The organism is Gammaproteobacteria bacterium, assembly GCA_040183005.1.
Lineage (GTDB): Bacteria > Pseudomonadota > Gammaproteobacteria.
Map to the genome: position 1 here is coordinate 728,962 of JAMPIW010000007.1, position 22,392 is coordinate 751,353.

Sequence of the window (22,392 nt, forward strand, 5' to 3'; positions counted from 1 at the left end):
TTCCCAAAAAATTCACGTTCAAGTCGGTGACACCCCTAAACACACACTTTCCTATTCAACATCATCATGTTATATAGCCGTCTTTGCGAAATTGCCGGACACTTCTGGTATTTTGATTATTATGCCACCCGTAAGGGTGCAATGCCTCATTGTCCCCTTCATGGGGATTTACTCGCCTCCGCCAGAAACGGTGCAAACAAATAGCGAATCTCATCCAGAGAGTCATTGATGGTATACGGCATCACTTTGGCAAAAAGATCAAGGAGGATAACGGCGTTCACGGCGGCATCCCTCTCGCTGGCGGCGCGCAGCCGAGCGGCAAGTGCGCTATTAATGATTTGAAGATTGCGGTAAATCTTAACCAAGCCATCCAACTCAAGATCCGGCTCTCCTCCCTGTTTGTGCAGAAAATACTGTGCCAGCAAATACATGGATGTAGCACGGTAAATGGTTTCGTCCTCGCTTGCAAAGGGAAGATGAAAGCGTGCCATAGGCTTGAAAAATTCAGCATGCGGGCAAGCGCTGGTTGCCATAGCCAAGCCCAGCAATGAACTGACACCAGCCTGCATGGTGGTATCTTTTGAGACTACTCGCTCAGGTGTCGTGACTTCCAGATGCACCTTATCGTAAGACCACAGACCTCCACACTCCTCTGTCAACTTGACCAGATTCACAGCCACTGGACAGTGCGAGTGAGTATTGGCTTCCAATGGACAATTCGGGCATTGATGAAAATCCAGCGATGTCCAGGCCGGTGCTTTTTTTTGGTTGCTTTCGATTTGTTCCAGAGAATGTGGGTTTATAGACAAAGTAAAATCTAAACTTCCACCGTCTGGAAAACAAAATCGATATTGAATATCCAGGGTTTTTATTTCTTTTCTCACAACAATTACCCTTTCATAAGGCTGTTTGCCCTGAAATTGCAAAAGAAGCTTCTAAATATCATCTTCTTCCATAACCACCGAACCATCCACTCCCCAATTGACCTTCGTCAATCCTGGATATTGTGATTCTAATTTTCGAATGGCAGCACTCTGCCTGTGAAGAATTTCTCGCTGTCGTCTGACCTGGTCGGCAAGACGGCGATTTTCCACAAGAATAGATCGGTGCAACAAGGCATGCTCTACAGTTGCCTGAAGATCATAATCATCCCAGGGTTTTCTGACGAATCTAAATATTTCCGCTTCGTTAATGGCGCCTAATAATCCCTGCATATCAGCATAACCACTGATAATGATTCTCATGGATTCAGGCTGTAGTTTCTTTACTTCGCATAAAAAATTAACACCGTCCATATCAGGCATGCGGTAATCAGAGATTATCAGATCAAAAATGGCCACTTGAGCTCGCCTAAGAGCTTCATGAGGATTTGAAAATAGCTCAACATCTTGATAATTTCTACTCAAAACACGCCGTAGTGCATGGAGGATATTATCCTCATCATCTACCACCATGATTCTGTTCATGTTCACCTTCACTTTTCCTCTACATGAATCAGCAATGCTTTACCCGAATCACGCTCAAATGACTTTATTTTTTCGATCAACGCCCCTGTCAGACGATACCCCTTTGTCAGAAGCAGCATACCATCCGTATTAACAAGATCACGTGCGAGCACCATGCCCTCACGCATGTTGCCAGCGGTCAGCTTCACCTCCCTCATCAAGGGTGCCTGTTGAGGAAGACTATCAAGCATTTTCACAAAAGTGTCAGCCACCACTGGGTCATAACGTTGCCCACGGCTGCTGACAATGAAAGCGCGCGCTTCAACATGAGAAGCAGGTTCATCAAGCAAAGATCCGATCAGCAATGCGTCATAGTCATTGACTACCGCCAAAACACGCGCACCCATGGGGATCCGGTCTCCAAATAAAAGATCGGGATATCCTTTTCCATCAAACCGTTCGTGATGGGCTCGAATAATTTTAGCGGCGCCTTCCAGGGGTTCCAGAGCAAGCAAGGCAGCCTCCCCCATGACGGGATGCTTTTCCATCTGGGCTCTCTCTTGTGGAGACAGCCGGATATAGGGTCGATTAATCAGCGCATCGGGCAGGCCGATCTTGCCGACATCGTGCAATAATCCTGCGAAATAGATATTCTCAACTTCTTCTTCCGCCAAGCCCATTTTTTGAGCCAGCGCACGCGCCTGTTCGGCTACACGCCGACCATGACCAGCGGCGCTTCCCTCGCGCATTTCCACAAGGTTGGCAAATACCGGAATTGCAGTCACATAACTTCGCCTCAATTCATTAAAGGCCAAATCCAGCATGTCCGCAGTTTGTTGTATCTCCGCCGTACGAGCCTGGACCATCTTCTCTAGATTGGTATTAAACTCCCTTAATTCTTCATTCTGTTTACGCGTCAGCTCCTCAAGACGCTGCTTCTCATGCTCCAGAAACTTTCTTTCCAGGGCATTTTTAACGGTCGTCTTGATATCATCATCTTCCCACGGCTTGCTGAGGTAACAATAAATGCGTCCCTGGTTAACAGCAGTAATGGTTGAGGTCAAGTCTGAGTAGCCCGTCAGCAGAATCCGGACGGTATCAGGCCACTGCTTGGCCACCTCCGAAAGGAATTTTGCACCGTCCATTTCAGGCATACGCATATCGGAAATTATCAAATCTACTGTTTCTTTAGCCATGACCTCCATGCCTTGAACGCCGCTCTGGGCGGTAAGAATGCGATAACCCAGAGGACGGAACAAGCGCCGCAGAGATGAAAGGATGTTCTCTTCATCATCAACAAGCAACAATGTTGGCGTAAAGGCTTTCTCCATCACCTGTGACTCCATAGTATTCATTGTCTGTACGTCCTTTTCACTATCATTCACTGCAAGCTTATGGAGCCTTGATTTCTCGTTCAGCATGTATATTTTCATGCCGTACCGGGAGCCATACCTTAAAGCTTGTTCCCTTACCGGCTTCACTCTGCACTTCTATTCGCCCGCCATGTTTATTCACAATCCCATAAGACAGCGATAATCCCAAACCCGTCCCCTTCCCTACTGGCTTAGTTGTAAAAAATGGCTCAAAAATTCTCTTTATATTTTCAGGCGGTATACCTTTTCCTGTATCAGACACCTCCACCCATACCCAATCGTCCTGCTCTCCAGTACGCAGGATGATCATTCCCCGATCCTCGATAGCATGAGCGGCGTTCACCAGAAGGTTCATAAACACCTGATTCAACTGAGAGGCTAGGCATTCCACCAGCGGCAAATCCCCATACTCCTTTATCACCTTTGCCTTATATTTTATCTCGTTGTGAGCAATATTAAGCGTGCTATCCAAACCTTTATGCAAGTCTACGGATTGCCATTCTGCCTCATCGACATGTGAGAAATCCTTTAGATCTTGAACGATATCCTTTACTCGTTTCACGCCTCCCAGAGACTCTTTTATAAGTTCGGCTATATCCACTTTCAAGAATTCCAGATCCGTTTCACTCTTGATTTCTTGAACATCATTTACTTCTTTTACGTTTTCGGGAAGTAGTGATTCCACTTTCTCATAAGCATCAATAACCCGAAATAGGTCTCCCACATAGTTATTCAACGAACCAAGATTAGAGCTGACATAACCAACCGGGTTGTTGATTTCATGCGCAACACCCGCTGCCAACTGACCGATTGATGCCATTTTCTCGGATTGCAATAATTGATTTTGGGCTTCCTGTAATTGCTTGATTAGGGATTTCTGCTGCTCCTTTTCAGACCGCAAAACCTCCTCCATTTTCTTTCGTTCGTCAATGTCAACCATGGAGCTCACAATCTCCAGAGGATTACCTTTCTCATTTCGTATCAAGCGCAGGGTGTCATGGACCCATAAATAGTTTCCGTTTTTATGACGGAAACGGTATTCGTGCATTTGTTGATCATCCACAAATATCTTGGAAAGGCTTGAGAATATGTCTGTTATATCGTCTGGATGTATGTGATTGAACCAGAAATTATGATCTTCTATCATTTCGCGCGGTTCATAACCAAAAACACGGGTCAGGTTTTCGCTGACAAAAGTGATTCTAAAATCACCCGAAGGTACGCTGCTGCATATGATGGTCGAGCTATTGTCAATAAGATGTTGTAGTCGAGCGCTGGTTTTGGCGAGATTTTGCTGCGCCTCTTTGCGAGCAACAATATCTCTCATCAAAGCATGATTACTATCTCGAAGCGCTTCCAATAGTTCATTTCGCTCCAATATATCTATCACCTCCGCTGCGAGCATATTCATAATAATTTCATCATCTTCAGAAAATGACCTTCCCTGGGCCTTATTGGCCAGATAAATCACACCTTTCGTAACTCCATTAACATTGAGAGGGAGGCCAAGCAGGCTTTTCATCATCGGATGGCCCGATGGGAATCCGCATGAGCGCGGGTCACTGGAAATGTCGTCAACTCGAACTGCTTTACCCTCATGATAAAAAGCACCAAGTAAACCCTTCCCGGATGGCATCTCTCCTATGTCATTCTTTTCCTTATCAGATATTCCTTGTGTTATAAAATCCTTCACCCGGCCTTCCTTGTCTAAAATAGAAATAGCTCCGTAATCCACTCCGGTTACTTCCATAAAATTCTTGATAACATCCATATAAAGTGCGTTGATGTCGCCGCCACGGCGCATTTTGTCGTCGGCCTCTCTGATGCCAGCCACTGCCGAATTAATGAGAGACATGCGTATATTTGTGCTTGACAAGCTGGTTATATTATTTTCAAGACCATGAATTTTAGTGCGTGCGCCAGCGATCATTTTATTGATGCTTCTTGCAAGATCCGCCAATCTATCGTTACCATTACCGGGAACGCTTATTGTCCAATCATCTTCCTGCATCATGTAGTTAATGACAGATATGAGCTCTTCTATACGCGACTCATTTGAGCTGGTGACTTTTCTACTTTCAGATGTGTACATTTCAAATCGCTCGATATTCAATCAAACGCAATGGAAGCATTGAGATGTTCTATCTCGGCAAAAATCGCTTCGCACTTGCCTATGTCCATCCCAATCCTTTGCGCCGCACCAGGCGACATATGTGACAGAAGCAGTTGGTTGTCGCCCTTCCCCTCGGCTATTGTGGACAGGATATCAGCGATATGCACCAGATCGACAACCGGGGAATGTTCCCTCTGATCTGGTGTATGATGCCTCTCAATGGCCGCCCGTATCGGTGACGGAAAATTCCAGTGCGCTGCCAATTTTGCGCCAACCATGGTGTGATCCATTCCAAATACTGTAGCTTCGGCTTCCCAGGTTGAACAATTCTCAATATTACAATATTGTCTCACCTTGGAAAATTCCGTGGGAAAGCAGACCTCCAGAACCAGTTTCCCAATGTCATGCAACAGCCCGGCTGTAAAAGCCAGGTTCTGCTCATAACCATGATGCCTTGCCAAGACCTTGGCTGCTGTTCCAACATAAAATGCATGCTTCCAAAGAGCTGTGTAATCAATGGTTTCTTTCTGCGTTTGAGGAGAAAAAAACATATAAACAGCCGCTGTAATGGCAACATTGCGGATGGTGTACATCCCCAAAATGACACAAGCCTCTTTAGTGGAAGTTATTTCTCCTGAAAATCCGTAAAAAGGTGAATTTGCAATCCTCAATATCCGAGCAGACAGGCATTGATCCTGGCTAATTTTCTTTTCCAGCGTAGCAAGATCGCATCCCTCGCTGTCTATCATTCTCACCACTTCCATGGCAACCGTGGAAAGGGAAGGTAGCTTCTGGATAACCTGTTCGATCTCTTCGTTACTGATCATGATTGCGCTCATGTTTTCGTGGAATCATCACTAAAATCACACCGCCCGCCTGGCAGGCATGTAAAAATGGACTGCAATGCACCTCAACATGATGCTCTTCCTCAAGTTGAGTGACACAACTTACAGAGGTCGTTTGTTCAGATGCATCCCGATATAATCCATGTATTGATGCAGGAAAAACATCGTCTGAAAGTTGGCCCACCAACCCGATACCATTACCAAACATTTCATGAGCAGCGCGGTTTGCCACCACAATTACTTTGTCACCTCCAATACCAAGCACAGCCACCGGCAACTCTTCGAGTACTTTCTGGGAAATCTGCAGTGCACGTAAACCAAACTGTGCCTCTCGATTCTTTTCATCGTAACGTTTTTCTAAATCATGATTAAGGTTCATCAACTCATTATTCGCAGCGCTCAAATTATCTGATGCACGCCCATTCTCCATTCGCAATTCAAAATCCCGAAACGCTTCCTGGACATTAGCGCGCAATTGATCGTCATCCCATGGCTTTGTCAGAAACTTATAGATAGCACCCTGATTAATAGCATCAGTGATGGATTCGAGCTCGGTATATCCGCTGAGCACCATACGTATGGTGTCTGGATATAATTCTTTAACCCTGCAGAGAAATTGTGTGCCCGTCATCTCCGGCATACGTTGATCCGAGATGATCACGTTCACAGCGTTATTAGCCAAAATTTCCAGTCCGCCCGCACCGCTATTTGCTCTTAAAATACGGTAGCCATCACGACGAAAAAGGCGCGCTAACGAAGAAAGGATGTTTTCTTCGTCGTCTACCAATAACAGAGTTCGTTCCATTTCTTCCCGATTATTTCTTCTAAAAACAAAAGCCTGGCAGAGCTGGCACGACATATCTACTATTGTTATCTTGCAGGTAATGCGCTCGCCAGGCAGGGCTTGATTACTTAGTGTTGTCGGCAAAAAGGTAAAAAACTTGATCAGGAGCGTACTTTCCATCCCCACCACCTGGTTGGAGCGGTAGGGATTTTCATTGGCGTATGTTCCCGTTGGGTATTGTGCCGCTCGCTGAGCAACGTCGATTGATAGGGCCGGGATTTTAACCAGGCGCCAAAAAGTAGGAGGAGGAAAATGGCTGGCACTTGCTATGAAAAATGCAGAAGACAGGAGAATGCAGGAGCAATTATCGGATGTGCGAAAGCAGCCCTACCACTTTTTCTGTAGATTCAACTGAAGTCGAATTTATTCCGGCACCAGCCACTCCACCCTCACCCGCCCCTTTGCGGCGTGTAACCCAGCCATCAACTTGGGTAACAGGTTTTGCAAGGTCTCGTCGAGCCGCCACGGTGGATTCATGATGATCATGCCGCACCCAAATAATTGCCCAGGCAGGGGTTCGGCATGAAGCTGGATCTCGGCCAGCAACAGTTTTCGCAGTCCGCTGGCAACGAGCTGTTGATGAAAACGCTGTACGACCTGCCAATCCTTTAGCGGATACCACAGCGCATATATACCCGTGCTCCAGCGCTGGTGCGCGGTCTTCAGCCCTTCGAGCAACTGTTCAAAATCATCGGTTCTTTCAAATGGCGGATCTATCAGCACCAGGCCGCGTCTTTCTGGAGGGGGCAGAAAGCCCTTCAGACCGAGGAATCCATCCATCTCATGCACATGAACTTGCGCATCACCACGGAATTCCTGTTTTAGGGCATGCGCTTCTTCGGGATGCAACTCCATGAGTACCATACGGTCCTGCGGGCGCAGGAAGTGCCGCGCGATCCGCGGTGAGCCGGGATAATAGCGCAATGCATCGTCTTCATTGATAGCATGCACGGCGGAGAGATATCCCGCCATTTCCTGTGGCACATTCTGTGTTCCCCAGAAATGCCCGATCCCCTGCCGATATTCCCCGGTCTTTTGCGCGGGAGTGGCGTGCAGGTCATAAAGACCAGCACCTGCATGCGTGTCGAGATAACAGAATGGCTTTTCTTTGGCGTGCAACGATTGCAGCAACAAGGACAGAACGGTGTGTTTGAATACATCGGCAAAATTGCCGGCGTGATAACTGTGGCGATAATTCACTGTGTTTCTTCAGAAATAATTATTAATCAAAATCCGCAGCCAGCGCAGCACGCACTGCGTCAGGAGTAGAGTCTACATAATAGGTATAAGCCTCATGGCCTATTCCCATCGCGATGACCGCATCCGCCTTGGCTGCCGATACCATCTCCGGGGTTAATTCGAACCGGAGGAAGTGCACCGCAGAGGTTTTTTGCTCATTCTCACGCGCCAGATCCTCATCGGCTATCGCCCAGATACGTTCAAAGCTATCAACCTGCACCCAGACACGGTCTTCGATGCCGATCATACCGGCGAGTGCCTTCTGGCGTTCACCGACATTAGTATATTCAATCATGAAGGTGGCCTTCCAGTTTCTGCCATCGGGAATCAGTGGATTATACGTCGCCAATTCCTCTTCGATGCCTTCGACCTCAAAAATCCGCTCAGCGCGCAGCATCTCCTGAATCTGGTATTGGACGGTAAAACGATCCTCAAAATACAGCATGGCATGCGGCCCGATGGGCACCTGGCGGTTTTTCTTGTGTGCCATCACCCAGCCACGGAACTCGGCGCGGACTTCGGCGTATTTTTCGAGGCTGTGTAAATCAGCGCGTGTCAGTTTTTGCATCGCATGTTTTTCACAAAAGTTCGGCAAACCGTAGGGGGCGTTCCACGCACTATATGAAAATTAAACCCAGATTGTCCATTAGCCCCAAAACCGTTCGCCCTGAGTCTGTCGAAGGGCCGTTCATGGTTCGACAAGCTCACCACGAACGGTGTTGTGCGTCCTATTTCGCCTAATGGACAATTTGGGTTAAATCCCATACGCCAGGCGCAGCAGCGTCATTGGGTGCTCTGGCTTGCTGCCGTCATCCAGACCATTTTCAATTTGATGACCTGCCATTGGGCAATCGCTGCTGTAATGGTCTGCCTTGGCCTGCCGCACGCGATTAAACACCGGCTTGCCGATCTTCATTGAGTTTTCGTGAAACTCGCTCTTCACGGCGTATGTGCCATTATGCCCTGAACAGCGCTCAATCGGATCAACCTGGGTATCCGGCACCAGTTGAAGAACATCACGGGTCTTGAGCCCAATATTCTGCACCCGCAGATGACAGGCCACATGATAAGAAATATTGCCTAACGACTGCTTGAAATCGGTATTCAGTCTGCCTTCCTTGTGGCGCAGCATCAGATATTCAAAAGGATCAAAGATCGCATCACGCACCTTGAGCACCTCTGGATCATCCGGAAACATCAGGGGCAGTTCCTGCTTGAACATCAGCACACAGGAAGGCACTGGCGCGACGATATCCCAACCCTCATCCACCAACCTTGCCAGCACTGGAATGTTGGCCTCTTTGGCGCGCTCTACCGCCTCCAGATCGCCTAGCTCCAGCTTGGGCATACCGCAGCATTGCTCTTTTTGCGCCAAGGTCACGGGGATGCCGTTGTGCTCAAGTACCGTGATCAAATCCATGCCGATCTGCGGCTCATTGCGGTTGCCATAACAGGTGCCAAACAGCGCCACCTTGCCGCGCGTCTGCTCGGTTGGCACAGGGATTATTTCAACTGCGCGGCGCTGCGCTGCACGCTTGCGCAGGGCGTTGCCATGGAATTCCGGCAAGATGGCGTCCGGATGCACGCCCATTATTTTGTCCATTATCTTGCGCACAGTCTTGTTCTTGTTAGCGGCATTCACTACTTGAACCACCACCGGTATGCCTGCCAGTACACCCACAGTATCAGTCGAGGCGAGCATCCTGTCGCGGAGTTTGTATTCCCCTTTGCGGTGCTTGACCGCCTTGGCGCGCAGCATCAAATGCGGAAAATCAACATTCCACGGATGCGGCGGCACATAGGGACATTTGGTCATGTAGCACATGTCGCACAGGTAGCAGTGATCCACCACCCGCCAATAGACCTTTTTATCAACGCCATCCAGCTCAAGGCTTTCCGACGAGTCTATGGCATCAAAAAGCGTGGGGAACGCCTGGCACAGGCTAAAACAACGCCGACAACCATGGCAGATGTCGAATACCCGCTCGAGCTCTTGTAACAGAGATGTTTCATCATGAAAATCGGGATTTTTCCAGTCCAGCGGGTGACGGGTCGGCGCTTCGAGGCTGCCTTCCCGTTGGTTTGCAATCGGCTTTGACATGGCGGCTCCCTGCGTGAATAGCGAAAGCTTCGTAGGGTGCGCCGCGCGCACCATTGCATTTTCATGTGGTGCGTGGAACGCACCCTGCGCTCAATGCCGTTAAGGAAACGCCGATCAGATCCGATCGGATTAATAAATCGGCGATTCCTTAGCTGCCCAGGCTATCCAACGCCTTCTTGAAGCGGTTGGCATGAGAACGCTCGGCCTTGGCGAGGGTCTCGAACCAGTCTGCGATCTCATCAAAGCCTTCTTCACGCGCCGCCTTGGCCATGCCGGGGTACATGTCGGTGTATTCGTGGGTTTCACCGGCAATCGCCGCCTTCAGGTTGTCGGCGGTAGCACCAATGGGCAGGCCGGTAGCTGGATCACCGCAGACCTCCAGATATTCCAGGTGGCCATGCGCATGGCCTGTCTCACCTTCCGCAGTTGAACGGAACACTGCGGATACATCATTGTAGCCTTCCACATCGGCCTTGGCGGCGAAATACAGGTAACGGCGATTAGCCTGGGATTCGCCCGCGAAGGCGGCCTGCAGATTCTCTTCGGTTTTGCTGCCTTTCAGGTTCATGACCATCTCCTTACAAATGTTCGTCAGCATCAACTGCCTGAGGATCGTTTCATTCACGTCAACGCTTAGACTTTGTCTAACCGACATCTTCGAAGTATAAGGTATCCTGCCCCTGTGTCAATAGTCCGCTCAAGGCGTTCAGCCTGGACGAAGTCGAGCACTGAGCGCGGCACTCTCTGGCGATGGGAACGTCTGTGGTTTCCGTCGGACTAGCCTGCAATACAGTGCTGGACAAGCTGAAAACCGCGATCAATGGGACGTAACTGGATTCGCACCTGTGCGGGGATAATGAAAAACCCAGACCGGACTTGCACCTATCCTCACTACCCCCTATTTTCAAAGGGTGAATTTATTCTTGGTACGGCCACTCGCGCCATGCGCCGAGGAGGGGAAAATAGAGTCCGAGGTGGAGGGTGTGTTTGTCATCCAGTTTGCTCATCAATAACGCATAGCGCTCCAGCTGTCCACGATAGCGGTTTTGTTCGTTGTCGAGAAAGGTGTCTGTATCCGTGCCTTCATGGCCGCCTGTTTTGTAATCGATAATCCAGCGCATGCCCTGTTGATCGACGAAGGTGCGGTCGATGATGACGTTGACGGGTTTGCCATCGACAATGCCGGTCAACGCATACTCGCATTGTGCGTCATGGTGCTGATGATCCAGCAGCCAGCGTCCACGTTCGCTTCTCAGTGTGCGCGTCAGTGCGGTTTCGACGCGTTGCGCGGCTTCATCCAATTCCCGCGCGGGCACACCCAACTGCATCAGGAGTATGCGATAACGGGGGCGTTGCGCGGCAATGAGTTCGCCGCTCCAGAAGCCTGCCCCCTGCTGGGCAATTTTGCGCAGGATGCGATGCACTACGGTGCCGATATGCCGTGCAGTGTCACTGGCCCAGAGGAATTCGATGTTTTCCTCTGAATTACAGGGGGTTGGCCGCGTCATAACAGAGGGGAGCGTTACCGATGCGGGCGCATCGGGCAAGCACCAGCCCGACTTGAGACGACGCAGACCAGGAAGAGGGATGAAAGATGCCATTAGCGCCGCATCTCCCGTCGGCTGGGCAATTCCTGGGCCAGCAACAAACTCCTTCTCAACCACGTCCCACAACTGGCTCAGCAGTGAGCCGCTTTGCGGTTTTTTCACCGCGCCGTCTTTTTCTGAAAGCGTGGTATGGCCCAGCAAATGCAGCTTTTTCTTGGCGCGGGTAGCGGCCACATAGAGCAACCGCCCTGCCTCATACACACCCTTTTGCTGATCCATGATTTTGATATAGCTATAAATCAGATCGTCCTTCTGGCCATTACCCTTGATCGGTGCGAGCAGCAAGTCGCCTTCCTCGCGCGCCAGCGCGGGCCGTTCCATCCACATCAGCAGGCGACTTTCGTCCGATGGCATGCGCCGTCCTAAGGCGGGCACGATGACGGTATCGAATTCCAGACCTTTGGCCTTGTGAATGGTCATTAATTGCAACGATTCATCGGCCTCCATATCGGGTAGCGCAAAAAGTTTTTCGACCCGCTCCTCAATGCGCATAAAGCCGCTGGGATTACCCTCCGTGTGCATGTTCTCCAGGAGTTCGAAAAACACGCGCGCATCTTCAAGATCCGTCCCTGCTTGCACGCAGGCCGGCCCACCCAGCGCCAACCACACGCCTTCGACCCAGCGCCGCAAGGTGCGGCGCTGGCGTTGGGCAAGCGCGGTTTGCAGGACGCTACGCACGCACTCAAGGCGGCACTTTCCATCGGCACTCAGGAGATCAATGATGGCGGGGTTCTGCATGAGATCCCACAGTGCGGCGTTATGGTCGTCCGCAGCCAACGCGTGCAGATCGGCGAGCGTCAATCCGCACCATGGCGCGCGCAGTATCGCCAGCCAGGCGATGCGATCGGCGGGATGCAGCAGCGCGCGGGTGAGCGCAAGCAGATCTTGAATTACTGGGCGATGCCCCAGACGTTCGATTTCGATAGCGCGGTAACGCAGCCCTGCCGTCTGCAAGACGGAGGCAATCTGCGCCAGGTGACTGCGCGCACGCACCAGAATCGCCACGGTGCCGTTGGGGTTGATCTGCCGCGCCTGTTTCACCAGATCAACCACCTTGGACGCTTCGGCGTTCACGTAATTGATGAAGAACGGATGCACCTCTACGGCGCGGTGTTCGCCCATTTCATGCGATGCCTGGGATGGACTGTACGCAACCGCGCCGCTGGAGATATCTTCCAGCACCGGAAAAACCTGCTCGAAGCTCCGATTGACCCATTCCACAATACCCGCCTGGGAACGGAAATTGACGCTGAGGGTTAACGGCGTGAGCCGAATCGATCCGACGCCTTGCTGGCGGGCGCGCAGAAACAGGCCCACCTCCGCCTCGCGGAAGCGATAGATCGACTGCATGGGATCGCCCACCACGAACAGCGTGCGTCCATCATCATGCTGCCAGCCAGCGGTAAGCCGCTCCAGTAATTGATATTGTCCAAAGGAGGTATCCTGAAATTCGTCCACCAAGATGTGCTGCATGCGATAATCGAGCGCCAGTGCGAGGTCGGTGGGATTGTCCGGCTCGCCTAACGCCTCCAGCGCACACTGCGCCACTTCACTGAAGTCCACTTGGCCCTTCTCGCGGAAGACTATTTTTAATTGTGCGACCGCAACCGGCAGCAGGTCGAACAACGCCTGCATCACCTGCCATTGGTCTTCGGTGTAACGCTCGGGCGGGAGGCGTCGCAAGGCATCCAGATGGACACGTGATGCGTCGCCCTCTTTTGTGAGATCACCCAGCAATGCCTGGAAGTGTTCCTTTAATGCCTGGTAGTGCGCCTTTTCTCCGGCGTCTTTCGTGGAACTCGGAGCGGGAAAACCAATATTTTTGTTGACTGTCTTACGCCACTCCCCGTCATTGGTCAGCAGCAGTGTGGCTATGCCACGCCACATTTGCAGATCCTCAGTAGTGCTGCCCGGAAGACATTCCATGTCACGGCAAAATGCGAGATCGGAATTATTTACATCATCCAGATTCGACGCCGCAAACCGCGCAAGCTCCACGATCCTCCCGCCCGCGTCCGCAGGCAGGGTTCGCGCCGTTGCAGCCAGCGCTTCTTCGATGACGCTTTTAAACGCAGTCTCCAGGCTCGCGCGTTGCTGTTCACGATCTGAATCTTTCACCACATGCCGCAACCACTGGTCACGTCGCGCTAGCATGTTGGCGAGCAATCCTTCCACCAATGCCAGGTCGTTATCCAGATGACGCAGCAGCCGCTCCACCGCGGGCGACCATTGCACACCCTCCTCAAGCAACGCCAGTGTCGCGCGCGCGGCATCGCGGTAGAGATCGGCGGCATCGGTAGTGGTGGCGGGCACCGCACCAAAGCGCGACAACACCGGCATTTGCCGCGTCAATGCGTTGCACAGCGAATCGATGGTCTGGATGCGCAGCCGCGCCGGGTGAGACAGCACATCCCACCCGAGATGTTCATTCCGTGCCAGCACCGCGCGCGCCAGAGCCCAGGTGGCGCGCTCATACGCGGCATCGGGCGGCGGTGCATCGCGCGCCTCGTGCAACGCCTCAAGAATGCGACTACGCATTTCTGCCGCAGCCTTGCGTGTAAAAGTGATTGCCACGATCTCTTCCGGGGATTCCACCCGCGCCAGCAAGGTGAGATAACGTTGCGTCAGGAGGCTGGTCTTGCCCGATCCGGCGGGGGCTTGAACAATAAACGAGCGAGAGGGGTCGAGCGCCTCGCGGCGCTGTTCTGCATCGGGTGAAACATTGGACATTGCTGCACCTTATTCTATTTCGATTTCAAAATGCCAATAATTATGTAGGGTGCGTCTCACGCACCAATGATTATGGTGCGTGAGACGCACCCTACGATTCTACTATTGATTTAGAAATGGAATTAGGTTTAAACATCCCTGCCAATCGCCGAGCTAATATGATCTATCCCATCGCGGCGCAGCAATTCGATGAGTTCTGCCTTGATGCGCCGCGCAATCGCTGGCCCTTCATAGATAAATGCTGTGTATATTTGCACCAGGCTGGCCCCAGCGCGGATTTTCTCATAGGCATCCTGGCCGCTGGCTATACCGCCCACGCCGATAATGGGCACCTGTTTACCTGTGATGCGATACAGCGTGCGAATCACCTCCGTGCTGCGCACGCGCAGCGGCGTGCCGCTTAGCCCTCCGGCCTCATCCACGGACTGCTTGAGTCCTTCACGGCTCAGCGTGGTATTGGTAGCGATAAGGCCGTCGATAGTGGGCCCCAGCGCCAGCGTGGCAATGGCTTCGAGATCTTCCTGGGCGAGATCGGGGGCGATTTTCAGCAGGCATGGCAAGGGCTGGCGGCCATGCTGCGCGGCGAGGCGCCGGTTGGCGGCCTGCACTTCGGCCATCAGCGTATCCAGATAATCGGCGCCCTGTAATAAGCGTAGTCCGGGTGTATTTGGCGAGCTGACATTGACGACACAATAGTCACCATAAGGGAAAAGTTTTTCCAATGCCGCGACATAATCGGCAGCGGCATCTTCCAATGCGGTGTCTTTGTTCTTGCCGAGATTGATGCCTATCGGAACAGGCTGTTTGCCCAGCGCCGCCATACGCGCCGCCACAGCATCCGCTCCCTCATTGGGGAAGCCCATGCGATTGATTACGGCATGGTCCGCAGGCAGGCGGAAGATGCGCGGCCTGGGGTTGCCGGGCTGGGCGCGCGGTGTAACCGTGCCTATTTCAATAAAACCAAAACCCAGCGCCGTAAGGCCCTGAATGGCACGGGCGTTTTTATCGAACCCGGCGGCCATGCCCACCGGATTGACAAAACGCAGCCCCCATAGGGTTTGGCTGAGCAGCGAATCTTCCAGATAATAAATGGATTTCGCAATGCCACGCGTTACACGGCAAGGGCCGGTCTTCTCCATCCAGCCCATAACAAGGTCATGAGCCTGTTCCGGGTCGATGCGGAAGAAAGCGGGTTTAATAAGTTCGTAAAACATGATTTTCCTGGTTTAATTTTTGCCTTATATGACTTGTTCCAATTCCATTTCAATCAGAGAGTTAGTGTATCCCCTCGCCCCGCTTGCTGGGAGAGCGCAATGCGTTGATCTAAAGTTTGCGAAACCCGCCGCATCAAACCAATATCCACCCCTACGCATATGATCCACTAACAATAAAAACCACCATCCACACCGCAATATTATCATCGCCCTCGATTGTTGGTTGGGCTTCATTTCATTCAGACCAACCTGCCGGGCTTATTCCCCAATCCCCGCGGGCATCAATCGACCTGTTGAATGGTCTTTAAACAGGTGCTATTGTAAGCGCTGATTAAAGGTCTTTTTGGAGGTTGTCATGACGATAAAATTTTCCGAGGATCTGGTTCCCTTGACGGACCTGAAGGTGAACCCGGGTCGTGTGGTGAAGCATGTGACCGATGCCCATCGGCCCGTGCTACTCACCAGCCGGGGCCGAGGTGTCGCGGTGGTACAGGCGGTCGTCGATTACGAGAAGGCTGAGGAAGAGCGGGCTTTCATGCGGGCTGTGGTCGCAGGACTGGCGGACCTTGAGGCAGGGCGCGAGGTATCCTTCGACGAGTCCAGAGCACGGCTCGGCCTGAAATAGAGCCATGCCCCCGATGCTTATCAGCTTCGCCGAATCCGCGCTCCGCGATCTGGAAGAAGTGCGGACCTGGTACACGGAGCAAGGGGTACCTGCTGTCGGGGCGAGGCTGGTGGAAGAGGTATTCCAGCGCGTCCAGGCCTTGGCCAATCATCCTGACATGGGGCGTGTGGTTCCTGAATTCGAACAGCCCTTCTTGCGTGAGCTCATCCATCCACCGTTTCGGATTGTGTACCGGCGCGATCCCCAACGGGTGAGGATCGTGCGCGTCTGGCGTAGCGAGCGCCTGCTGCGACTTCCGCAAGCCGATCATGAAGTACCATAAAATCCGTTATTCGTGCGCACAGCGCACGCTACGCTGGCTTCATTTCATTCAGCACCAACTTACGCGCTACCGCGCCGCACCCATCTCGAGCGCGCGGCGATGGCTGGCTTCGGCTTCCATGGCATGTTGCGTTGCATCCCATTCTGCATCCGTCTCCGGCCAGCCTTGGGTATGCTTCTTTACCAGATCGGCGAGTGCCTGCATGTGATCATCTCGGTCGTTCAACGCCGGGATGTAATGGTATTTTTCTCCGCCCGCCTCAAGAAACACGCCGCGATTGAGCATGGCCATTTCTTCCAGTGTCTCCAGGCAATCGGCGGAAAAGCCGGGACACACTATATCCACGCTTTTTACTCCCGCCTTACCCCAAGCCTCCAGGGTTTTATCGGTATAGGGCTTCAACCACTCCTCGCGGCCAAAGCGCGACTGAAACGCCAGTTGCCAACGGTCGGCGGGCAATCGGAGCTGCTCTGCCACCAGCCGCGCGGTCTTGTGACATTCACAATGATAGGGATCACCCGCCAGCAGGCAGCGTTTAGGTATGCCATGAAAGGAAAACAATAGGCGTTCGGCCTGACCGTGTTTCTCCCAGCTCTCACGGATGCTGGTCACCAGGGCGTTGATATAAGCAGGATCGTCGTGATAATGATTGACCATGCGCAACTCGGGTATCCAGCGCCAGGTTTTGAGCACATCGGCCACGGCATCGAAGGTGGAGGCCGTGGTTGACGCCGCATATTGAGGATAAAGCGGCAACACCAGAATGCGGCGTGCATTGGCAGTGCGTAGCTCCGCCAAACCATCGGCAATGGAGGGGGTGCCATAACGCATCCCCAGCGCCACCTTGACCGGCCCGCCGAACTGCTTCTCCAGCAGATTTTGCAGCGCCGCAGCCTGCTTGCGCGAAATTGCAAGCAATGGAGAACCTTCGTCGGTCCATATCTTTTGATAAGCATGCGCCGAGCGTTTAGGGCGGATGCGCAGGATCACGCCATGCAGGATAAGCCACCACAGCGGACGTGGGATTTCCACGATGCGCGGGTCCCACAGAAACTCACCCAGATAACGACGCACAGCCTGTGCAGTGGGCGCGTCGGGTGTGCCAAGATTGGTGATCAGTATGCCGGTGACAGGCAAAGTGCCATGGGTGTATCCCGTCTCACCGTGGTAAATAGTCATTACAACGCCTCATCTTGGAGATTGTTTGTTTGTCCTGAGGCTAAAGTATACCCGCAGAGTGGGGATTTGGTCAGCGGATCATTGCACGACCTCATGGGGAAACATCACGGCGTGTCGCCCACCATAACCAACCACATCCGAGCGTACCCGCAGCCAGTGAGGCCGCAAGTATGCCGGTCTTGGCCATCAGCAGATGTTCTGGTAGCGTGGCAAAAGCCAGCTCACCAATAAAAATAGACATGGTAAAGCCGATACCGCCGAGCAGGCCAACGCCGATGATATGGCGCATGCTTACACCGTCGGGTAATGCAGCGCCGGCATAGCGCGAGGCTAAGTAGGAGACACCCGTGATGCCCAGGAATTTACCTAGCAACAGACCGGACATGACACCAAAGGTGACGGGATGGCTCAAAGTAGCAGCCAGGGTTGTGAATTCAATGGGAATGCCGGCATTGAACAGGGCAAACACGGGGATCACCAGCAGCCCCACGGGCAGGTGAAATGCGCGCTCCAGCCGCGCAAGCGGAGGTTGCACCCGCTCGACACCGGCCTCCAATGCCTGCACGATGGATGCCTGGTCCAGATTTTCCAGCAGGCTCACGCCTGGCTGCTTGGCGTGGTCATAGCGATCCATGAGGTTGCGCACATGGCTACTAAAGCGCTCTAGGTGGTATTGCGGGCGCGTGGGGATGGTGAAGGCCAGCAGTACACCAGCGACAGTGGCGTGTATACCTGATTGCAACATGGCGAACCACATGAGAATACCGACCAGGAAATAGGGCAGTGGCCGGCGTACGCCACCCAGATTGAGGGCTATCAGCACGACGAACAACGCCCCCGCAACAGCGAGCGGTGTCAGCACAAGATCGGCGGTATAGAACAAGGCAATCACCACTACCGCGCCAAGATCGTCCACAATGGCCAGTGCCGCGAGAAATACGATCAGATTTCTGGGGATGCGCCGACCCAGCAACACCAGGGCGCCCACGGCGAAGGCGATGTCGGTGGCCATGGGAATACCCCAGCCGCGCGCGGCATCGCCCTCGGGGTTAACAAAGAAATAAATCGTCGCCGGCACTACCATGCCCCCCGCAGCCGCGACGATAGGCAAGGCCGCTTTGCGCACCGATGCAAGCTCGCCAACAAGCAGCTCACGCTTGATCTCCAGGCCCACCAGGAAGAAGAACAGTGCCATGAGTCCATCGTTAACCCAATGTTGCAGTGAAAGTTCCAGCGACCACTCACCCAGACGCAGAGACAAGGGCGTGTGCAACAGATGTTCGTAGGTTGCGCTCCATGGCGAATTGGCCAGCAGGAGCGTGAGCAATGTAACCGCCATCAGCAGCAGACCGGCGCTGGTCTGATTATGGATGAATCGCTCGAAGGGAGTGGTGATACGCTCGAAGACATGCTCCCACGGCGCCGCGAGTTGCGCGTCCTTCAGCGTGGCATGGTCACGGAGGGGATCAGCCATGGGTGAAGTCCTTTATTTTTTTAGTTTCGATTTGGCCGCTTTGCTACGCAAAATCAGAAGTGTCCGGTAATTTAATTGAATAGATTCAATTGGTTATTGTCTTTCTGCATGCTCATTTGCGTCTCCGCATTTTTAAGTAATTGATCGAGTGGCGTTTTCTCGAAAAGAGTCAGGCTCAAAATCTGTAGGATTGTGTAAAGCGAAGCCTCGGTATTGAGCCGCTTTTTCACGATGGCGACCACGACGTAAACCGCGATGGCGATCCATATTTGCGTCTTGACTGCATTCTCGGTGGTGCCATAGAACCGCTTGATTCGAAGATGCTGTTTGATCCACTTGAAGAATAGCTCGACCTGCCAGCGGCAACGATAAAGCTGAGCGATGGTCAGCGCAGGCAGGTCGAAGTTGTTGGTCAGAAAGACCAGAAACCTGTCGTGTTCGGCATCGTAGAACTTGATGCGTCGCAGGTGCTGCGGGTAATCCTTGCTGGCCTTGCGAGCAGTCAATGCAATGGTCTGGTCGCAGCGCAGTCCAGTGGACTTGTCCACGGTGCGAGAGTAGACGCGACGAAAGAGCAGATTGGATTTGCCACGGATGACAAAGAACGCCTGTGCTTGATGCAGGGTGAACCAGCGAGCGAAGTCGGTGAAGCCACGATCCATGATGTAAAAGCTGCCGGCTTCGGGTATCAGGATATCGAGCACATTGACCTCGTGCATCTTGCCATCGCTGATGTGGATGAAGGTTGGAATGTTGCCGCGCAGGTCGAGCAGCGTATGCATCTTGACGGCAGCTTTGGTGGAGCGGAAGCGTGCCCACGGAAAGACGCTCAAGCACAGGTCGATGGTCGTGGTATCGAGTGCGTAGACCGTCTGTTCCAGTTCGACCGCAAAGCTGTCGCTGGCGTAAAGCTTTCTGGCGGTCTGGATTAAGCTCATCGCGAAATCCGCGTAGATGCGACGGTCGCGTTGCTCGTTGGCATCGGCCAGCGTGCTCTTGGCGATGTTGCCTCGTATGCCCAAGTGATAGAGCTTGGCTTGGTGGGCGCGCAGACAGGTTTCGATGTCGCGCAGGCTTTCGCGGTAAGTCAGCTGCGCGAACGCCATGCAGAGAAATTGATCGAGATGCGAAAAAGTCTTGGTGGGATATTTGGAAGGGTAGCGCTGCACGCAGCGACGGAATGTGTGAAGGGGCAAATGCTCCATGAGTTGTGCGAACACCAACTGGCCTGAATACATGACGGAAACTCCTGGGGGGAAAGCCCCAGTTTCCCAAAAAATTCACGTTCAAGTCGGTGACACCCCTAAACACACACTTTCCTATTCAACATCATCATGTTATATAGCCGTCTTTGCGAAATTGCCGGACACTTCTGACGCAAAATGACTGCGCGGCAGGCTATTCAGGCGGGTAGCTGCTTAATTGGTACAGATGCAGGATAGACATGAGTTTCTACCGGGTGATTTCCTTATGCACCTCAGCCATATCCAGGGCCTGAACCTTGCCGATGATGTCATGCAGCGCGGCGGCGGGCACGACCCCCGCCTGCGAAAAAATCACCACCTGTTCACGAATCGCCATTAAGGTGGGTATGGAGCGAATCTCGAAATGCTCAGACAACTCCTGCTCAATCTCGGTATTTATTTTACCGAAGACAATGTTCGGATATTCGTCGGAGACCTTCTCATAAACGGGCGCAAAAGAGCGGCACGGCCCACACCATGGCGCCCAGAAATCGACCATCACGATATCGTTGGCAGCGGCAACATCCGCAAAGCTTTCCTTCGTCAGATCGATAGCAGCCATGGCGGCATTCCCCCTATTAATGATCAATACAACGTAACATTAACATGAGCCGGGGCAGCAGGCCATGTTTTTACGGGAGAACAACATCCATGCCCGCCACAAGCGGCGCGACGAGAGGGTTCCTTGAGGATTTTGATATAAGCGACAAGAGTGATCGCGTCAAGTATTGTTGGACCTTCAGAAGTGTCCGGTAATTTAATTGAATAGATTCAATTGGTTATTGTCTTTCTGCATGCTCATTTGCGTCTCCGCATTTTTAAGTAATTGATCGAGTGGCGTTTTCTCGAAAAGAGTCAGGCTCAAAATCTGTAGGATTGTGTAAAGCGAAGCCTCGGTATTGAGCCGCTTTTTCACGATGGCGACCACGACGTAAACCGCGATGGCGATCCATATTTGCGTCTTGACTGCATTCTCGGTGGTGCCATAGAACCGCTTGATTCGAAGATGCTGTTTGATCCACTTGAAGAATAGCTCGACCTGCCAGCGGCAACGATAAAGCTGAGCGATGGTCAGCGCAGGCAGGTCGAAGTTGTTGGTCAGAAAGACCAGAAACCTGTCGTGTTCGGCATCGTAGAACTTGATGCGTCGCAGGTGCTGCGGGTAATCCTTGCTGGCCTTGCGAGCAGTCAATGCAATGGTCTGGTCGCAGCGCAGTCCAGTGGACTTGTCCACGGTGCGAGAGTAGACGCGACGAAAGAGCAGATTGGATTTGCCACGGATGACAAAGAACGCCTGTGCTTGATGCAGGGTGAACCAGCGAGCGAAGTCGGTGAAGCCACGATCCATGATGTAAAAGCTGCCGGCTTCGGGTATCAGGATATCGAGCACATTGACCTCGTGCATCTTGCCATCGCTGATGTGGATGAAGGTTGGAATGTTGCCGCGCAGGTCGAGCAGCGTATGCATCTTGACGGCAGCTTTGGTGGAGCGGAAGCGTGCCCACGGAAAGACGCTCAAGCACAGGTCGATGGTCGTGGTATCGAGTGCGTAGACCGTCTGTTCCAGTTCGACCGCAAAGCTGTCGCTGGCGTAAAGCTTTCTGGCGGTCTGGATTAAGCTCATCGCGAAATCCGCGTAGATGCGACAGTCGCGTTGCTCGTTGGCATCGGCCAGCGTGCTCTTGGCGATGTTGCCTCGTATGCCCAAGTGATAGAGCTTGGCTTGGTGGGCGCGCAGACAGGTTTCGATGTCGCGCAGGCTTTCGCGGTAAGTCAGCTGCGCGAACGCCATGCAGAGAAATTGATCGAGATGCGAAAAAGTCTTGGTGGGATATTTGGAAGGGTAGCGCTGCACGCAGCGACGGAATGTGTGAAGGGGCAAATGCTCCATGAGTTGTGCGAACACCAACTGGCCTGAATACATGACGGAAACTCCTGGGGGGAAAGCCCCAGTTTCCCAAAAAATTCACGTTCAAGTCGGTGACACCCCTAAACACACACTTTCCTATTCAACATCATCATGTTATATAGCCGTCT

General features: G+C 52.5%; 19 protein-coding genes and 1 pseudogene. 2 read left to right on the forward strand and 18 right to left on the reverse strand.

Annotated features, from left to right (window positions below; genetic code table 11):
- Positions 1-158: 158 nt before the first annotated feature.
- The 13 genes and pseudogenes from M3A44_09300 to M3A44_09360 form a co-directional block, all read right to left on the reverse strand.
- Positions 159-926 (reverse strand): hypothetical protein, encoded by a 768-nt coding sequence (locus M3A44_09300; GenBank protein ID MEQ6341826.1) that lies wholly within the window; start codon positions 924-926, stop codon positions 159-161.
- Positions 927-935: 9 nt separating this feature from the next.
- On the reverse strand, positions 936-1,466 hold the full coding sequence (locus tag M3A44_09305; GenBank protein ID MEQ6341827.1) for a response regulator: 531 nt from the start codon (positions 1,464-1,466) through the stop codon (positions 936-938).
- 8 nt (positions 1,467-1,474) lie between these two features.
- A complete protein-coding gene (locus M3A44_09310) occupies positions 1,475-2,866 on the reverse strand; it encodes a response regulator (protein ID MEQ6341828.1) in 1,392 nt (463 codons plus the stop codon).
- Positions 2,838-4,145 carry an ATP-binding protein gene (locus M3A44_09315; protein MEQ6341829.1) on the reverse strand — a complete coding sequence of 436 codons (1,308 nt, stop codon included), beginning with the start codon at positions 4,143-4,145 and terminating at the stop codon, positions 2,838-2,840. Before M3A44_09315 ends, M3A44_09310 begins: the two co-directional genes overlap by 29 nt.
- A gap of 111 nt (positions 4,146-4,256) precedes the next feature.
- Positions 4,257-4,568 (reverse strand): annotated as a pseudogene (locus tag M3A44_09320) (GAF domain-containing protein).
- Between the two features lie 359 nt (positions 4,569-4,927).
- On the reverse strand, positions 4,928-5,758 hold the full coding sequence (locus M3A44_09325; GenBank protein ID MEQ6341830.1) for an HDOD domain-containing protein: 831 nt from the start codon (positions 5,756-5,758) through the stop codon (positions 4,928-4,930).
- A complete protein-coding gene (locus tag M3A44_09330) occupies positions 5,748-6,740 on the reverse strand; it encodes a response regulator (protein MEQ6341831.1) in 993 nt (330 codons plus the stop codon). Before M3A44_09330 ends, M3A44_09325 begins: the two co-directional genes overlap by 11 nt.
- Before the next feature lie 243 nt (positions 6,741-6,983).
- Positions 6,984-7,820 carry a 23S rRNA (adenine(2030)-N(6))-methyltransferase RlmJ gene (rlmJ, locus tag M3A44_09335; GenBank protein MEQ6341832.1) on the reverse strand — a complete coding sequence of 279 codons (837 nt, stop codon included), beginning with the start codon at positions 7,818-7,820 and terminating at the stop codon, positions 6,984-6,986.
- A 22-nt stretch (positions 7,821-7,842) separates the two neighbouring features.
- Positions 7,843-8,427 (reverse strand): DUF3501 family protein, encoded by a 585-nt coding sequence (locus tag M3A44_09340; GenBank protein MEQ6341833.1) that lies wholly within the window; start codon positions 8,425-8,427, stop codon positions 7,843-7,845.
- A gap of 186 nt (positions 8,428-8,613) precedes the next feature.
- Entirely contained in the window at positions 8,614-9,960 is a 1,347-nt protein-coding gene (locus M3A44_09345; protein MEQ6341834.1) for a heterodisulfide reductase-related iron-sulfur binding cluster, read from the reverse strand.
- 148 nt (positions 9,961-10,108) lie between these two features.
- Positions 10,109-10,528 carry a rubrerythrin family protein gene (locus tag M3A44_09350; GenBank protein MEQ6341835.1) on the reverse strand — a complete coding sequence of 140 codons (420 nt, stop codon included), beginning with the start codon at positions 10,526-10,528 and terminating at the stop codon, positions 10,109-10,111.
- A gap of 349 nt (positions 10,529-10,877) precedes the next feature.
- Positions 10,878-14,297, reverse strand: a complete 3,420-nt coding sequence (locus M3A44_09355; protein ID MEQ6341836.1) for a UvrD-helicase domain-containing protein — start codon at positions 14,295-14,297, stop codon at positions 10,878-10,880.
- Positions 14,298-14,425: 128 nt separating this feature from the next.
- Positions 14,426-15,511, reverse strand: a complete 1,086-nt coding sequence (locus M3A44_09360) for a quinone-dependent dihydroorotate dehydrogenase (protein MEQ6341837.1) — start codon at positions 15,509-15,511, stop codon at positions 14,426-14,428.
- 355 nt (positions 15,512-15,866) lie between these two features.
- Here M3A44_09360 and M3A44_09365 point away from each other — a divergent pair, with 355 nt between their 5' ends.
- Positions 15,867-16,136 (forward strand): type II toxin-antitoxin system Phd/YefM family antitoxin, encoded by a 270-nt coding sequence (locus M3A44_09365; protein MEQ6341838.1) that lies wholly within the window; start codon positions 15,867-15,869, stop codon positions 16,134-16,136.
- Between the two features lie 4 nt (positions 16,137-16,140).
- Positions 16,141-16,458 (forward strand): type II toxin-antitoxin system RelE/ParE family toxin, encoded by a 318-nt coding sequence (locus tag M3A44_09370; protein MEQ6341839.1) that lies wholly within the window; start codon positions 16,141-16,143, stop codon positions 16,456-16,458.
- Between the two features lie 66 nt (positions 16,459-16,524).
- On the opposite strand, the gene hemH is transcribed toward M3A44_09370, so the two are convergent.
- The 5 genes from hemH to M3A44_09395 form a co-directional block, all read right to left on the reverse strand.
- Positions 16,525-17,637: a ferrochelatase gene (gene hemH, locus M3A44_09375; GenBank protein ID MEQ6341840.1), complete on the reverse strand. Its 1,113-nt coding sequence runs from the start codon at positions 17,635-17,637 to the stop codon at positions 16,525-16,527.
- Between the two features lie 91 nt (positions 17,638-17,728).
- Positions 17,729-19,111: a Na+/H+ antiporter NhaA gene (nhaA, locus tag M3A44_09380; GenBank protein ID MEQ6341841.1), complete on the reverse strand. Its 1,383-nt coding sequence runs from the start codon at positions 19,109-19,111 to the stop codon at positions 17,729-17,731.
- Between the two features lie 71 nt (positions 19,112-19,182).
- The gene (locus tag M3A44_09385) at positions 19,183-20,349 is read right to left on the reverse strand and encodes an IS4 family transposase (GenBank protein ID MEQ6341842.1); all 1,167 of its coding nucleotides are present in this window, start codon (positions 20,347-20,349) and stop codon (positions 19,183-19,185) included.
- Between the two features lie 214 nt (positions 20,350-20,563).
- Entirely contained in the window at positions 20,564-20,917 is a 354-nt protein-coding gene (trxA, locus tag M3A44_09390) for a thioredoxin (protein MEQ6341843.1), read from the reverse strand.
- A 195-nt stretch (positions 20,918-21,112) separates the two neighbouring features.
- The gene (locus M3A44_09395) at positions 21,113-22,279 is read right to left on the reverse strand and encodes an IS4 family transposase (GenBank protein MEQ6341844.1); all 1,167 of its coding nucleotides are present in this window, start codon (positions 22,277-22,279) and stop codon (positions 21,113-21,115) included.
- Positions 22,280-22,392: the final 113 nt, after the last annotated feature.

Coding starts and splice junctions, on each gene's coding strand:
- M3A44_09305 (MEQ6341827.1), bottom strand. CDS start 1,466: ATGAACAGAATCATGGTGGTAGATGATGAGGATAATATCCTCCATGCA.
- M3A44_09310 (MEQ6341828.1), bottom strand. CDS start 2,866: ATGCTGAACGAGAAATCAAGGCTCCATAAGCTTGCAGTGAATGATAGT.
- M3A44_09315 (MEQ6341829.1), bottom strand. CDS start 4,145: ATGAGAGATATTGTTGCTCGCAAAGAGGCGCAGCAAAATCTCGCCAAA.
- M3A44_09325 (MEQ6341830.1), bottom strand. CDS start 5,758: ATGATCAGTAACGAAGAGATCGAACAGGTTATCCAGAAGCTACCTTCC.
- M3A44_09330 (MEQ6341831.1), bottom strand. CDS start 6,740: ATGGAAAGTACGCTCCTGATCAAGTTTTTTACCTTTTTGCCGACAACA.
- M3A44_09340 (MEQ6341833.1), bottom strand. CDS start 8,427: ATGCAAAAACTGACACGCGCTGATTTACACAGCCTCGAAAAATACGCC.
- M3A44_09345 (MEQ6341834.1), bottom strand. CDS start 9,960: ATGTCAAAGCCGATTGCAAACCAACGGGAAGGCAGCCTCGAAGCGCCG.
- M3A44_09350 (MEQ6341835.1), bottom strand. CDS start 10,528: ATGAACCTGAAAGGCAGCAAAACCGAAGAGAATCTGCAGGCCGCCTTC.
- M3A44_09355 (MEQ6341836.1), bottom strand. CDS start 14,297: ATGTCCAATGTTTCACCCGATGCAGAACAGCGCCGCGAGGCGCTCGAC.
- M3A44_09360 (MEQ6341837.1), bottom strand. CDS start 15,511: ATGTTTTACGAACTTATTAAACCCGCTTTCTTCCGCATCGACCCGGAA.
- M3A44_09365 (MEQ6341838.1), top strand. CDS start 15,867: ATGACGATAAAATTTTCCGAGGATCTGGTTCCCTTGACGGACCTGAAG.
- M3A44_09370 (MEQ6341839.1), top strand. CDS start 16,141: ATGCCCCCGATGCTTATCAGCTTCGCCGAATCCGCGCTCCGCGATCTG.
- hemH (MEQ6341840.1), bottom strand. CDS start 17,637: ATGACTATTTACCACGGTGAGACGGGATACACCCATGGCACTTTGCCT.
- nhaA (MEQ6341841.1), bottom strand. CDS start 19,111: ATGGCTGATCCCCTCCGTGACCATGCCACGCTGAAGGACGCGCAACTC.
- M3A44_09385 (MEQ6341842.1), bottom strand. CDS start 20,349: ATGTATTCAGGCCAGTTGGTGTTCGCACAACTCATGGAGCATTTGCCC.
- trxA (MEQ6341843.1), bottom strand. CDS start 20,917: ATGGCTGCTATCGATCTGACGAAGGAAAGCTTTGCGGATGTTGCCGCT.
- M3A44_09395 (MEQ6341844.1), bottom strand. CDS start 22,279: ATGTATTCAGGCCAGTTGGTGTTCGCACAACTCATGGAGCATTTGCCC.